Genomic DNA, 13,332 nt, shown 5'->3' with positions numbered 1-13,332 from the left:
TACCGGCTCAAAGAACACCAGCCAACAACCAGTACGGCACAATAGAACGAACAACCAGTGGCCCTGTTTTCAAATGGCACTAATGGCCCTGTTTTGGGTTGGCGTTAACAGTCCGCGGTGAAGTCGCGTTTCACCAGGTCCGGGACCGCGGCAGCCCCTTCGGCGTCGGCATGGGTGGTGACCCGGAACGGGCGCGGCTGGCACGGCACCAACTCTTCGGCGCGCATGATCGAGCGCACCAGCTCCGGGGAACACAGCGTCCCCTCCGCGGCGAGGTCGGCGTGGATCCGCCGATACCCGTACGTCCCGTCGGCTGCCTCGAAGAAGTACCGGATACGCACCGCCAGTACCTGTTTGCGGGCCGCAGTGGCCGAGCGGGGCCGGGAGAGCCAGTCATAGAATCCGGAGGTCGATACGGTCAGCCACAGGCACATCTTCCAGACCGGGTCCGTGGCCCCGGGGGTGTTCTTTTGGGAATCGATGAACTCGTACTTCGCCACTACCGTGGATCCCTTGCAAAGTACGAGGCCGCTTTTTTCAAGAACGCAGCCTCGGCGCGGAGTTCCTGGTTTTCCCGCTCGAGTTCCTTCAGCCGGGCACGTTCTGAAACGCTCAGATCGGTTTCGGTCCCACCCTGGGATTCACGGTATTTCATCACCCACCGGCGCAGGGTCTCCGGCCCTACCCCGTAGGCCTTGGCGACATCCACCACGGGCTTGGATGTATCGATAACTTCCCGGGCCAACTCGTCCTTGAACTCCTGGCTAAACCGGCGACGCGATGCAGACATACTGCGGATCTCACTTTCAGTAGAAACCTCAGTTTAAAAGGTCCCACTGTCCGAAATCCCTAGGCCGCTCACTCACACTATCGAAGACCTCGCCCGAGTGGCCGATCAGCTTAACCGCCGACCACGGGAAATCCTCGGCTGGCAAAGCCCTGCAGAGCAGCTCGCTAGACTCATCTCACCACCGACAGATTCATAAACTGTTGCAACGACCGCTGAAATCCGCCGCCCGCAAAACGGCTCACTATTCGACCATCGCTGACACTATGGACATTGCGGCGAGAATGTCTTCATGCCGTGGATCCCGTTGCCCTTCCGCTCTGCGGCGGGTCGATTTCAAGGCCCGGCGTTTGGCCTCTGGAATATCGCGCCCAGCGATGCGAACCAGTAGAGAAGACGGATCCAGGAGCCAGTCGGCGGAATGGAGTCGGCCGTGGACGGGGTCTGGTTGGGACGCGTTCCACTGACACAGTTTTTCATCCAAAGTATTGCGGAGTAGCACCTCGAAGACGTGAAGGGCTTCATAGACCACCCCAGATAGGTCGATGTTCCACCGATAGAGCCGTACAGCGTTCTGGAGGTTGCCGGCCTCACGCAAGTAAGGGCTAAGTCTTTCCGGCGTGATCCGCTGCAGCAGGACCCGCTCGATCGGTGGTTGTTGCGCTGAACCCATAGGAGTAAACTGTAAATGAAGACAGGGACAGGTTCCCTGTTACGGATTACTGAGGGTCCCATAGCCAAGTGCTACGGGGCCCTCAGCCATTAACTCACCCCCCCCTGCCGCCACTAGGAAAAAAGCTATCCGTACTGCCCGGTATCGCCACGTAATCACTGGTGCGAAAACGTCGGCGCAGGAGAAGAACAAACGACCACGGGAAATGAGACAAGCAGCTTCGGCGTGTCACACCACATAACCATCTCAGTCGAGCCGTCCCGCAAACCATCGTTACCGGGCGCCCAACTATTCACTGAAGGGCGATAAAATTAGTACCGGAAGGTTAGCGGCTGGGTGGCTATGTCGGATTCTCGGATTACTGCTGCCGCCGCCATTTCAGCGGTCTGTGTGCGGTATCAATAGAAAGCTTTGAGGGTATTTTTCGGCTAACGCGGGGTTTTCCCTCAGCCCACGTAAAATCTCGACGCTCGTCAGTCAAATGTTTTCCATGCTTCCAATCAGGCGTTGGCGCTATCCTGAGTTGCCTATAGAGGTACCCAGATAATCCTGCAGACTGCACCGCGGGAGGTTATAGACCGCCAGTATGCCGGTAAAGATAGGAAGTTATAAATGAGAACGTTCCGGATCAAACACTGGCTCAAGACCAGTCTCTGGTTTATCCCACTGTTATTCATTCTTGGCGGGGTTGTCCTGTCCGTGATCACCACAACTATCGATGACGGCACCCTGATCCCTCAAAGCATCACCGGCGATCCGACCGCGGCAATGCAGATCCTCTATCTCATTTCCTTCTCAATGCTCACCCTGACCGGGCTGGTGCTCTCACTAGTCGTGGTCGTGGTGCAGCTCGCCATGGGAGTGTTCTCACCGCGGATCGTCCGACAGATCCTGCAAGACCGGCCCAGCCAGGTGACCATCGGCCTCTTTGCCGGCACTTTCGCCCACTCCCTCCTCTCCATGAGGGCGGTCCGCACCACACCGGAAGGCGGCACCGTCCCGGGTCTGGCCCTCATCGCAGCAACCATCCTGGTGCTGTGCTGCATCGGCACACTGGTCTGGTACGTCAACCATATTGGGCAGGCGCTGCGGGTCGCTGCGCTCGTCGGATGGGTCGCGAACGACACCATGACCACCCTCGGCCATGTGCACCCGGATGAAGGCACAAATAACGACACCGCACCTGACCTCATCGCCACACATATCGGCGGGATTATCTTCACCATAGACCACGCTCGCCTGGTCAACCTTGCCCACCGAAGCAACTGCCGGCTGGACGTGCTGTGGGCGGTCGGCGACTTCGTTCCCACCGATGCCGCGCTGGTGAGGATCAGCGGCACACCCACTAATCTCTCACACTCCGACGTCGTCAAGAACATTGCTCTCGGTCCCGAACGCACCCTAAACCAGGACGTGGCCTACGGAATCAGGATGCTGGTAGACATCGCCGAACGCGCCCTATCATCTGGGCCCTTTCAGGATCCGACAACCGCGGTGCAGGCAATTGACCGGATCCACGACATCCTGCGCCAAATCGCGCAGCGCCCACTGAACTCCGGCGAATACCATGACGAGGACGGCACACTGCGACTGACCATCCCCGCCATAGGATGGCACGGATACGTCCGCCTCGCCTTCGACGAAATCCGTCAAACCGGGGCCGGCAGCCCCCAAGTCTCCCGTCGGCTCCGCGCGGCCCTGGAAGATCTCCTCTCGGTAGCGCCTCCGGCCCGCCGTCCGGCACTTGAACACCAGCTTTCCCTGCTCACGAACATGGCCAAAGACAGGGCGGGCAGCGACGCCGACCGGCAGGCCGCGATAATTGCGGACCCCTCCGGCATCGGATCAGGCAATGACGTCCTAGCGGAGTATTCCGGACCCGTGGTGCAGGAAAATTCAGTTACCTAACTTCCTGATTACATCCGGCAGCTGTGGGGCCGGATGTCCTATTCAATTGTGGATGCCTACAACGAAGCTCAGAAGTGGACCACATGGGCCGCAAGGGCTCTCAGCTCCCGCGGTAGGCACTCTGAACCGTCCCGGGTTTGATGCCGATCCCCCGGTTAAAGAAAATCAGCCCGAGCCGTGAGGCGAGCGGGCTGATCATGATGAATAAAACTTACCGCGCTCCGTCCTGAGCACGCCTCGATAAAAATCCCAGAATGGGTGACCGTATGCCGTTAGCTGCACAAACGTAGGTCCCCACCAATCTGAAGCGGGCGCGAATAACGAGACAGACGGCTTGGCGTGTCGCCCACATCCCTCGTCTTACTCAGCACCGTCACTCAAACCATCGTTATCGGACGGAATCCAATTCGGCGTTCACCCATCCCCCTCGCCGGTGCGGGTGCCTTGACCTGCTGAGAGCGCGAAATCGTGGCCGTCGTCGAAGCCCTATGCAAAAGGGGCGCTGGACCGGATCATGGGTGAGAAGGATCGTTCTAGGCTTCACCTAGCAAAGGATTGACCATGAGTTCAGAGCAAACCCACGCCCGGTCGGGCGCTTCACCGATCCTTCCGCTAGTGCGGCCTTCGATTCCTCAGTCCAGGAAGCTTGAAAAAGGTAGGAGCGCCGGTCAGCGGACGATCCTTAGCCAGCAGGGTGAACGACGCCGGGAGACCGAACGAAAGCTCGAACTACACCGCCGCGTCTATCTGCTCACGCATGCCCACTCCGGTCTGAAGTAGCGGATGAATCCATGTACTAGGCATCCCTTGCAGAAATCCCGGATAGGCCAACTAGCGCTCTCTCTCCCATAGTCGGGCGACCTATAGCACTAGTTTCTGGTGTGATGGAAGCGCCCTATAAGGTCCGCGAAGACTCTTGTCGGGGTCCGAGGGGATGGTCGTGCGTGTGAACGCGCGCATCCGCTTGGCCGCCCAGCCGTTCTCCGCCATGATCGCGGCCACCGTTCCGACGGAAACCTCGACTCCGGCTGCGGTGAGTTTGGTGTGGACCATCCTGTGGCCGAAGATCCCGTCGGAGGAATCAAACATGGCCTTGACGTGGCCGGCCAGCTCTCGGTGCCGGGCAGTCATCGCCGATTCTTTGCGGTCAAGCCATCGGTAGTACGAGGCTCGCGGAATGCCCAGCCGGGCGCACATCCAGGTAACAGGGAATTCGGCGTTCTTCTCCTGAACAAAGCTGTAGAGGTCTTCTAACGTTGTTCTCTGGCGAAGAACAACGAAACATTTTTCAGAAAATCATTCTCCCGTTCCAGCTCCCGCAGCCGTGCCTCTAACGCCTTGTGGTCACCAGCGTTTCGCCAGCCACACGCGAGTGGGGATCCTGCGCCAGCAGACCATCAAGAATGGCATCGCTGATCTGGTCACACATTTTATCCGGATGGCCCGCGGTTACTGATTCCGAGGCGAAAAGCGGCAAGGCGGACGTATGTGAAATGCCTGAATTCATGTGCTCACTTCACTTGATTGGACGGACAGTCACGCGAACATGGCTTTTCCACAATTGGACAACCGTTCCGCTGATCGGTGGTTCAGGAGGGTCCGGCCAGGGTCATCGCATAGCGTTCCTCAGCATCCGTCCACTGCCCGATGATGGTCAGCCCGGAGCCCTCAAGCTCAGCGGAGATTTTCCCTGCGCGGAATTTTGCGGACACCTCGGTCCTCAGATCCTCACCCCGGTCAAAGCGGATTTCAAGTCCGGCACCGGGCAGGCTCACCTGCATGGCACGCGTGGCTCGGAGTCTCATCTCGATCCACTCCTCAGTTTCGTTCCACACCGCCACGTGCTCGAACGCCTCGACGTCGAAATCCGCCCCCAACTCCGCGTTGAGGACGCGCAGCACATTGCGGTTGAAGTCAGCGGTGACACCGCTTGAGTCGTCGTAGGCGGGAATCAGGATCTCGGGCGGCTGCACTAGGCCGGTGCCGATCAGCAATGATCCGCCTTCCTGACCCAACAGTTCCCGCACTTGGGTCAGGAACCGTGCGCGGGCATCTGGTTCGAGGTTCCCGATGGTGCCGCCGAGGAATGCCACCATTCGGCGTCCAACCCTCGGGAGCAGCTGCAGCTGCGATTCAAAATCGGCGGCCACAGCCTGCAGGATCAGATCGGGATAGCTTCGGGAAAGCTCACTGTTTGCCTCGGTTAGTGCACTGTCGCTGACGTCAACGGCAACATAGCTCCGCAGGTCCCCGGCTGCCTTCAGCGCGTCAAGCAGCAGGGGGGTTTTCCTTGAGGAGCCGGAGCCGAGTTCGATAAGCGTCTCGGTAGGGCTGGCCGCCGCCATCTCCGCTGCGTAATCCTTAAGGATCTGCCGTTCGGCGCGGGTGGGGAAGTACTCGGGGAGCTGCGTGATCTGCTCGAACAGTTCGCTGCCTCTCTTGTCGTAAAACCACTTGGGCGGCAAAGTTTTGTCCGGTTTGGTCAACCCCGCGCGTACGTCTTCACGTAGGGTGCGCTCAAGGTAGTGCGGGGGCAGATGGTGGACTATTTCGAGTGCGGTTTTTGAAGGGTTCATGTGAGCGCGGGCTCCATCTCTGCGGAAAATAGCGGGCTTATGTCGATGCCGTGTGAAGTGGCGACCAGTAGGGACTGGTCCGGAACCTCGTGCCACCCTGTGCCGTCGTCGGAGGGCTCACTGGCGACGATGGTCCCCCTGTGATCTGAGCGCCAGAAAAGGGTATCACCGGCAGTTGTGGCAGCAATCGTGGTTCCATTGGTCAGGAGGAAGTTGTACCTGCCCGTGCTGGCGGCGGCGGCATCGGTCACTACACGTGCAAGAGCGTTCGCAGGGGAATTTTCAACCGCGTGGTCCAAGGAATCAAGTTGCTCTAGGACCAGCGCCCACAGCAGGGCGGAGTCGACCCGGGCTTCGAGGGCGAGTAGCCGTGCCGGCGGCAGTGTGGCGGCAAGTGCCTCCGCGGACTGTGGCCAGTCGTTGATCCGTCCGTTGTGGCTGAATAGCCACTTCCCGGAAGCGTAGGGGGCAGCGGCCGCCTCGTCCGGCGTCGTACCAGGTGTAGCCGAACGGACGGCAGCCAGAACCGCCCCGCTGGTAGTGACCCGCGCCAGGTCAGCGAAGGACTGGTCCGTCCACATGGGCACGGCGCGTCGGTAGCGGGCTGGCAGGGGATCTCCTGCGGCGTACCACCCGACACCGAACCCGTCCGCGTTCATCGTGCCGTTGCGTTGGAACCGGGGCGCCCACGACTGCCGGAGCAGACCGTGTTCGGGCGCCGAGATCAGCGTGGCCAGCGAGGTCGGCGGTCCCAGGAACGCCAGGTGACGGCACATTTCTATTCCCCCCGACCTGAAGCGTCATTCCGGGCGGTCCGGAAGCCGGTGAAGATCTGACGTCGAATGGGGTAGTCCCAGTTTCGGAACGTTCCCCGGCTCGCCGTTCCGCCGGCCGCCCAGGAGCCACCGCGCAGCACCTTGTAGCCGCCACCGAAAAAGGCTTCGCTGTACTCCCGGTAAGGAAACGACCGGAATCCCGGGTAAGGGCCGAAGTCGGTGGAAGTCCACTCCCATACATCCCCGATCAACTGGCGGACCCCCAGCGCTGATGCCCCATCAGGGTAGGACCCGACCGGGGAAGGCCGCAGCGCTGCTCCGGTCAGGTTCGCATGCCGGGCCGTCGGATCCTCGTCACCCCACGGATAACGCCGGGAACGGCCGCTGACCGGATCGTGCCGTGCGGCCTTTTCCCACTCAGCCTCCGTGGGTAGACGCCGCCCGGCCCACCGGGCGTAGGCTTCGGCTTCGAAAAAGGACACGTGCTGTACGGCTTCGTCGAGGGGGACCGGTTCGACGACGCCGAAACGGGTACGCCACCACCGGTTGCCGTCCCGCATCCAGTACTTCGGCGCTGTCAGTCCTTCATTATTGCAATGGCTCCACCCCTCCGGCGTCCACCAGTTCGGATTCGCGTACCCGCCGTCGTCCACGAAATCTAGAAAGGCGCCGTTACTGACGGGAACGGTGTCGATCCAGTAGCCGGGAACGTGCACCTCGTGAGCCGGCCGCTCGTTATCCAGTGCCCACGGTTCCACCGATGTGCCCATGGTGAATGACCCTGCCGAAATCTGCACCTCCGGCGGAAGCACGGTTGCCTTGCTGGCCAGCACCCCGGGGGCCGGATCCACGGCATGCAATACGGGTTCTCCTACCCGGAGCTGGTGAGTGGCCAGCATGGTCTCGGCATGCTGCTGTTCATGCTGGATCATCATGCCGAACGCAAACCCGCCCTCCAGCAGCGGCGAACCCTCCAGAGGAACCCGTTCCAGGATGTCCAGGGTCTTGGAGCGCACCTGGGCAAGGTAACCCCGGGATTCCGAGGGTGCCAGCAGCGGCAGCGATGGGCGGCTGCTGCGCGAATGCTCGAAGGCGTCGTAAAGCCTGTCGATTTCAGGGTGCAGGGGCTCCATACCGCCGACATCGCGGACCAGCCATAGTTCTTCCTGGCTGCCTACATGCGCCAGATCCCACACCAGGGGCGACATCAGCGGAGAATGCTGCTTGAGTAACTCCTCCTCGTCACACGCGGTGAGGACATGCGTACGACGGCGCGTATGCTCCAGGCCCTCCGCAATGAGGGCACGCAATGTTTCAGGGGTAGCGCAGGCACCCGCGGAAACCTCATAGTTCATCATCGGACGTTTTCCTTTCGCTGTTCGAGACCGAAGAACCGGCCGGTGCGGCGCCAATCGTCGATCCGCTGGTCTGCGGGAGAGCGCCCGCGCGCTGCATACTGTTCGATGAACGCTTCCACCCTGGTTCTTGTACTGGCATCGACATTAAGCCGTTCCATGGCGCCCAGCGCTACCTCAGCACAACGACGCCCTGCTGCAGCAAGGACCGGATCCGCCAGCCCGTCCCGTGCCGCGGCGGTCATCGGATCGGGCAGCGCAGTCACTGGCGTGCATGCATCGGCAGCTATGTCAGCTGCCCGTTCGTCATCCACCAGCGCCGTCGTGATCGCTGCGACGGCTTCCCAGTCCGCACCGGCTTGCGCATCGATTACCCGGATCTCAAGGAAACCCCGGGGACGGATGAACGGAAAGAGCGTGCTGAGATGATAGTCGAGATCCTTCCGCGTGACCGGTCGGGGCCCTTGCCCGCGCAACCAGCCCCGCATGGTCAGACCGCGTGGCGCTTCCCACGAACCATGCGACGCCGGGATGCACAGCACTGACGCGTCGAGGGCGTAGCGGGCCCACGCGACGGGCGGATCATCAGAATGCGGAACGGGCGAGGTGCGGGACGGATCGATTTTCAACCACACGCCCTGACGTGTGCTCTGCCAACCGCTGGGTGCCCCATGCCGGAACGGGGAGTTGGCAAAAAGTGCCACGAGCACCGGAGCGAGCTGATGAAGCCGCTCCCAACGCTGCACCGCACTACCCGAACCATTCCCGGAAAGACCGGCATCCAGGCATACCTGCAGGGACGCGGTGGAACACATCATCATCCGCCCGGCTGGACCTGCACGATCGAAATGGGCTTCCATAGCCGCGTAACGTGGATGATCCAGCGTTCGCACCGGGGAACGGGACGAATCCAGGGCCACGCTGCTGAAGGAAAGGCCCGCGTTCTCGATAGACCTGTCAAGAACAGCCAGATCGGATCTTACTGCTTCGATGACCGCGGGAAGGTCCGCTCCGCAGGCCGAACTCAGCTCGAGCTGCCCTCCCGGCTCGTAGGTGATGACACCACTGCCGGGAAGCTTGCCTTCCGTTTTAGTGGCGGCAGCCTGGACTTCCGCTACCGGTACAGCCCGCCCCAGATCGAGAGGATCGTGCACGATCCTCTCGATCTCCACGCCCACCGCCCCCGGAGGGCCGGTCTTGAAACACACCGACGCGACATAGATTTCCGCCTCGGCCTCCGACAGCGGCCGTGCTTCGTACCCCAAATCTGACATCGACACCATCAATAATCCTTTCATCGTGATGCGGCTGCATCAATAGCTCTACGGTCCTTCAACCAGCAACGAAGCCCGTGTAGTTCCCGTTCCTATCCATCCACAACAACGCGTCCTCTACAACGCGGTTCGTTATTCTTCCAACAAGCGGCTGCACCGATTGTTCCCGGCGCCTCCCCTGCCCATCCCGGTCACAAAGCGCCCGGTCTCGTGATCCACCCGGAAGGGCCACACCTAGGCGGAGGTTTTCCCTCCGCCCAGCCGCAACTCTTCGACAAGCGGAACGGATATGCCGGTGCAATGCCTGCCGGGTCATCCAGATCCCGGCCTGTGCTGCTTATTGTGCGGTGCGGGATCAGGCGCCTTGACCGGACATTTGCATCAGCCCGCCATCCATCACGTACGTCGCCCCGGTCACGTAGTCTCCGTCGGTGGAGGCAAGAAATACAGCCAGACGACCGATCTCCCCGGGTTCAGCGGCTCTTTTCAGGGGGATGCTTTTGACCTGCTCCTTGCGATATTCGGGGTCGTCGATCGCTTTCTGGTTGAACGGGGTCAGGACCATACCGGGGGCAATATTGTTGACCGTCATACCGAGCTCGGAGACCTCGAGCACGAGGGTGCGGGTGAGGTTGCGCAGGGCGCCTTTGGAACAGTCATAGTCAGCCGCGCCTGCCCGCGCCTGCTCTTCATGGACAGAGGTTGTGTTAATGATTTTTCCGCCGCCGCCCTGCTGCTTGCGATGGTTGATGAAGTGTTTGCAGCAGATAAGCTGCCCGATGAGGTTGCTGCGCATCGTGCGTTCGAAGTCGGCGATCTCCAGATCCGCGACATAGGTGCCGGACGCATCGACGCTGGCGTTGTTCATGAGAATGTCGATCCGCCCGAATGTTTCGAATGCGGCGTGGAACATTTCCTGCACCTTGGCCTCGTCGCCGTGATCTCCCTGAACCACGATCGCTTGACGACCGTGGGCTTCGACCTGCTCCCTGGTGGTGTTGGCGCCTTTTTCGTCCTCGAGGTAGTGCACAACGATGTCGGCGCCCTCGCGGGCGAACTCGACGGCTGTGGCCTGACCTATCCCCGAGTCGGATCCAGTGATGAAGGCGACCTTGTTCTCCAGTTTTCCCATAACTTCTTTCCATCTCCTTTAGTTGGTGCTCATTGGTGGTTTGGAAGTTCAGTGTTGGTGGTCCTACTGGTTTTCAGGGTGTCCGGCTTGCGCGATAGCCGAGGCGGCAGTGATGAGGCCGATGTGTGAGAGTCCCTGCGGGAAATTACCGATCAGGGTCCCTTTATGAATGTGAACCTCTTCGGAGAGAAGCCCAAGATCGTTGGCGTACCCGGTGACGGTCTCGAAGATTTTTTTCGCCTGCCCAATTTGGCCTGCCATGGCCCGTCCGGCGGCCAACCAGTAGGAACAGATAATGAACGCACCCTCATCTCCTGCATCCGTCCACCGCTGGACCAGGGCCCCGGTGGAAAGATCCCGTTCAATGGCGTCCATCGTCGCCAGGACACGGTTGTCGTTGGCGGGCAGGAATCCCATCATCGGCATCAAGAGGACACCGGCGTCGAGGTGATCGGAATCGAAGGCACCCGTAAACGCATTGACCTCGCTGTTCCAACCCCGCTCCAGGATCGCCGCCCGGATTTTATCGCGCTCGGACTCCCACCCCGCCACCCTGTCAGCAGCATCAAGGCGAACGGCGAGTTTCACCGCCCGGTCCAGCGCTACCCAGCACATCAACTTCGACGTCAGGTAATCCCGGTCGCCTTCGCGTCCTTCCCATATTCCTGAGTCTTTTTCGTGCCAGGTCCCCGCGGCCCGGTCAGCGACCGCCACCAAAAACCCCGCTGTCTGGGCTGGTAGTTCCCCGAGTTGATCACGCAGGATCCACGCGCATTCGAAGACCTCCCCGAGGACATCGAGCTGGGTCTGGTTCCAGGCATCATTACCGACCCGTACCGGCCGGGACTGCGCATACCCGGTGAGGTGGTCAAGGGAATGTTCGCTCAAGTCGTGTTCCCCGCCGACGCCGAACATGATCTGCAGGTGGCCCTCCCGCGTCGGGCCGGCTGAAGAAGTGATCCAATCAAAAAACTGCTGACCCTCATCGGCGCACGCAGCAACCCACAGCGCTTTAAGGGTCAGACTGCCATCACGCAGCCACCCGAACCGGTAATCCCAGTTCGCGCTTCCGCCGGGTTCCTCCGGCAGCGAAGTCGTCGCCGCAGCGACCACTGCCCCGGTCGGGCGGTACGTCAGGGCCTGCAGCACCAACACACTGCGCTGCACCTGCTCCCGGTAGGCCCCCTGATAACTCTGATGAATCTCGCTCCACGACCGCCACGCCGCGATCGTATCCCTGAGCCGGGCCGCACCATCCGGCTCCCCACAAACATCGTCAACCGGACCAACCACCGAACTATTAACCGAACCGTCGACCGAACTACGATGTTTCAGGGCGAACACCGCGCTCTCACCGGCGTTGAGGGTGAACGTTCCGCCCGCAGACCCGTTTGCGACGTCGAGTGCGATGTCGCCGGTTAGGGATAGCCGGTCAGCGCCTCCTGCTATCTCCCACCCCGCAGCAGTCCGTGTGAAGCCCGGCGTGATGAGCCCGTATTCCATCCTTGGCGCCAACTCCACCCTCACCTGAACCTGCCCCCGGCTTACCTCCAACCGGCGGATGAGCATATGCGGGGACCTATACCCGATCTGGTGCCCCCGCTCCCCCCTTCCTAAAGAAAGGCCATCCATGAGCCGGAGATCCCCGCTTCCGCAGTGAAAGTACGTTTCCACGACCATCGTGCCCGGTAAATACCGTCGGCCGACCGTGAAATCTTCTGTCGGACAGATGAGCCAGTATCCGGCATCCACATCGAGCAGGCGGCCAAACACGCTGGGCGCATCAAACCGTGCTGGGCACCACCAGTCCACCGATCCCTCCCGTGAGACAAGAGCCGCCCCCTGACAGTCACCGAGCAGACCATAGTCCGAAATGACCGCCCCGGACTGCTCCCGCCCACTGGACTTCCTCGTATTCATACACGTCCTCCGACTCTTCCTGCCCCGACTACGCCTGTCTCGTGCTGGGAACGTCTCCCCGTCGCGCAACTATCTTCACCACGGCTTCGCTTCCAGGCTTTGCCCCCCCCCATAGGGGTTCACCCTCCGCCCTATCCTTCTACCCAAGGATTTACGAACCGAACTTCTCAAGGGCCGCAAAATATGCCTCGTCGAAGGTGGGGAACTGCGCCACCTGATCGCGCAGCACCTCCAGTGGGATGCCGGTGCGGAGGGCCAGCGCCGCGTGGTGGATCAATTCACCTGCCTAGTTGACACAATCAATCCAGCATTCATGGGGTTTCTGGCTTTTTCTGCCGGTGTGGGTGCTGGCTTTATGGGTAGGCGATGCCGTCGGTGGCGATGCGTTTGCCGAACGCCTTGACTTTGTCTTTAGCGTTTTCCTCTTGGTCAAGGTTCCGCCGCAGCAGGGCCGCAACGTCACTTGCGCCACGGGCTTGCGCGTTTGTCACTAACGTTTCGTAAACAGCGATTTTGTGGTGCCCGGTTTCCAGTGCCCCGACCAAAATTACGACGTCGACGAGGCTGGTGTCGGTCTTGCCGAGCATCGAGTTCCCTTCCTTGGCCATCGCTTTGGTGACCGGAGAAGGGGAGTCGCTGACCTTCTCTCCGAGCAGCTCAAAGGAACGTTCAATGTTGTCGATCTGCTCTTCCGTCTCCTTGGCATGGTCCTTCAGCATCGCTTTGAGCTCCGGTCGCTTCGCCGCTTTCTCAAGCTCACCGAGCATGGCCAAGGTGTCGCGCTCCATGGTCAGCGCAGAACCAAGTTTAAAGCTGAAAATTTCCTCAGGGGTGTTGAAGTGTTCAAACATGTTTCTCTCCTTCATCAGTTGTGGAATTGGTGGGATGGGTTTGGTTGCCGTGCCCCGCGCAACGGTACGGGCGTCTTCTG

The 13,332-nt window shown here is 60.7% G+C and carries 12 protein-coding genes and 2 pseudogenes; 2 read left to right on the top strand and 12 right to left on the bottom strand.

Annotated elements, in window-relative coordinates:
- Positions 1 to 110: 110 nt before the first annotated feature.
- Positions 111 to 790 (bottom strand): annotated as a pseudogene (locus ACX80O_RS16300) (transposase); the annotation flags it as partial.
- Between the two features lie 241 nt (positions 791 to 1,031).
- Positions 1,032 to 1,460, bottom strand: a complete 429-nt coding sequence (locus ACX80O_RS16295; protein WP_459334111.1) for a hypothetical protein — start codon at positions 1,458 to 1,460, stop codon at positions 1,032 to 1,034.
- Positions 1,461 to 2,072: 612 nt separating this feature from the next.
- Here ACX80O_RS16295 and ACX80O_RS16290 point away from each other — a divergent pair.
- A complete protein-coding gene (locus tag ACX80O_RS16290) occupies positions 2,073 to 3,368 on the top strand; it encodes a DUF2254 domain-containing protein (RefSeq protein ID WP_459334110.1) in 1,296 nt (431 codons plus the stop codon).
- 561 nt (positions 3,369 to 3,929) lie between these two features.
- Positions 3,930 to 4,148: a hypothetical protein gene (locus ACX80O_RS16285; protein WP_459334109.1), complete on the top strand. Its 219-nt coding sequence runs from the start codon at positions 3,930 to 3,932 to the stop codon at positions 4,146 to 4,148.
- A gap of 81 nt (positions 4,149 to 4,229) precedes the next feature.
- Here the strand turns inward: ACX80O_RS16285 and ACX80O_RS16280 are convergent, their stop codons facing one another.
- The 10 genes and pseudogenes from ACX80O_RS16280 to ACX80O_RS16235 all read right to left on the bottom strand — a co-directional run.
- Complete coding sequence (locus tag ACX80O_RS16280; protein ID WP_459334108.1) at positions 4,230 to 4,499, bottom strand: IS3 family transposase; 270 nt, start codon at positions 4,497 to 4,499, stop codon at positions 4,230 to 4,232.
- A 208-nt stretch (positions 4,500 to 4,707) separates the two neighbouring features.
- Positions 4,708 to 4,875, bottom strand: a pseudogene (locus ACX80O_RS16275) (S-adenosylmethionine synthetase N-terminal domain-containing protein); the annotation flags it as partial.
- A gap of 82 nt (positions 4,876 to 4,957) precedes the next feature.
- A complete protein-coding gene (egtD, locus tag ACX80O_RS16270) occupies positions 4,958 to 5,944 on the bottom strand; it encodes an L-histidine N(alpha)-methyltransferase (RefSeq protein WP_459334107.1) in 987 nt (328 codons plus the stop codon).
- Entirely contained in the window at positions 5,941 to 6,720 is a 780-nt protein-coding gene (gene egtC / locus ACX80O_RS16265) for an ergothioneine biosynthesis protein EgtC (RefSeq protein ID WP_459334106.1), read from the bottom strand. The genes egtD and egtC overlap by 4 nt, the downstream gene beginning before the upstream one ends.
- A 2-nt stretch (positions 6,721 to 6,722) precedes the next feature.
- Positions 6,723 to 8,078 carry an ergothioneine biosynthesis protein EgtB gene (gene egtB, locus ACX80O_RS16260; protein WP_459334105.1) on the bottom strand — a complete coding sequence of 452 codons (1,356 nt, stop codon included), beginning with the start codon at positions 8,076 to 8,078 and terminating at the stop codon, positions 6,723 to 6,725.
- Entirely contained in the window at positions 8,075 to 9,358 is a 1,284-nt protein-coding gene (egtA, locus tag ACX80O_RS16255) for an ergothioneine biosynthesis glutamate--cysteine ligase EgtA (protein ID WP_459334104.1), read from the bottom strand. Before egtA ends, egtB begins: the two co-directional genes overlap by 4 nt.
- Positions 9,359 to 9,704: 346 nt before the next feature.
- Complete coding sequence (locus tag ACX80O_RS16250; protein WP_459334103.1) at positions 9,705 to 10,481, bottom strand: SDR family NAD(P)-dependent oxidoreductase; 777 nt, start codon at positions 10,479 to 10,481, stop codon at positions 9,705 to 9,707.
- A gap of 63 nt (positions 10,482 to 10,544) precedes the next feature.
- The gene (locus ACX80O_RS16245; protein ID WP_459334102.1) at positions 10,545 to 12,401 is read right to left on the bottom strand and encodes a glycoside hydrolase family 15 protein; all 1,857 of its coding nucleotides are present in this window, start codon (positions 12,399 to 12,401) and stop codon (positions 10,545 to 10,547) included.
- A gap of 151 nt (positions 12,402 to 12,552) precedes the next feature.
- A complete protein-coding gene (locus ACX80O_RS16240; RefSeq protein WP_459334101.1) occupies positions 12,553 to 12,678 on the bottom strand; it encodes a hypothetical protein in 126 nt (41 codons plus the stop codon).
- Positions 12,679 to 12,754: 76 nt separating this feature from the next.
- Positions 12,755 to 13,332 (bottom strand): ferritin-like domain-containing protein (locus tag ACX80O_RS16235; protein ID WP_459334100.1); only part of this gene is annotated, 578 nt, incomplete at its 5' end.

The sequence above is a fragment of the Arthrobacter glycogeni genome (assembly GCF_054511155.1).
The sequence above is the reverse complement of the archived record's forward strand: the minus strand, read 5'-3'. Positions and strand labels throughout refer to the sequence as shown.

Coding starts and splice junctions, on each gene's coding strand:
- ACX80O_RS16290 (WP_459334110.1), top strand. CDS start 2,073: ATGAGAACGTTCCGGATCAAACACTGGCTCAAGACCAGTCTCTGGTTT.
- egtD (WP_459334107.1), bottom strand. CDS start 5,944: ATGAACCCTTCAAAAACCGCACTCGAAATAGTCCACCATCTGCCCCCG.
- ACX80O_RS16245 (WP_459334102.1), bottom strand. CDS start 12,401: ATGAATACGAGGAAGTCCAGTGGGCGGGAGCAGTCCGGGGCGGTCATT.
- egtA (WP_459334104.1), bottom strand. CDS start 9,358: ATGGTGTCGATGTCAGATTTGGGGTACGAAGCACGGCCGCTGTCGGAG.
- egtB (WP_459334105.1), bottom strand. CDS start 8,078: ATGATGAACTATGAGGTTTCCGCGGGTGCCTGCGCTACCCCTGAAACA.
- egtC (WP_459334106.1), bottom strand. CDS start 6,720: ATGTGCCGTCACCTGGCGTTCCTGGGACCGCCGACCTCGCTGGCCACG.
- ACX80O_RS16295 (WP_459334111.1), bottom strand. CDS start 1,460: ATGGGTTCAGCGCAACAACCACCGATCGAGCGGGTCCTGCTGCAGCGG.
- ACX80O_RS16250 (WP_459334103.1), bottom strand. CDS start 10,481: ATGGGAAAACTGGAGAACAAGGTCGCCTTCATCACTGGATCCGACTCG.
- ACX80O_RS16280 (WP_459334108.1), bottom strand. CDS start 4,499: ATGACTGCCCGGCACCGAGAGCTGGCCGGCCACGTCAAGGCCATGTTT.
- ACX80O_RS16285 (WP_459334109.1), top strand. CDS start 3,930: ATGAGTTCAGAGCAAACCCACGCCCGGTCGGGCGCTTCACCGATCCTT.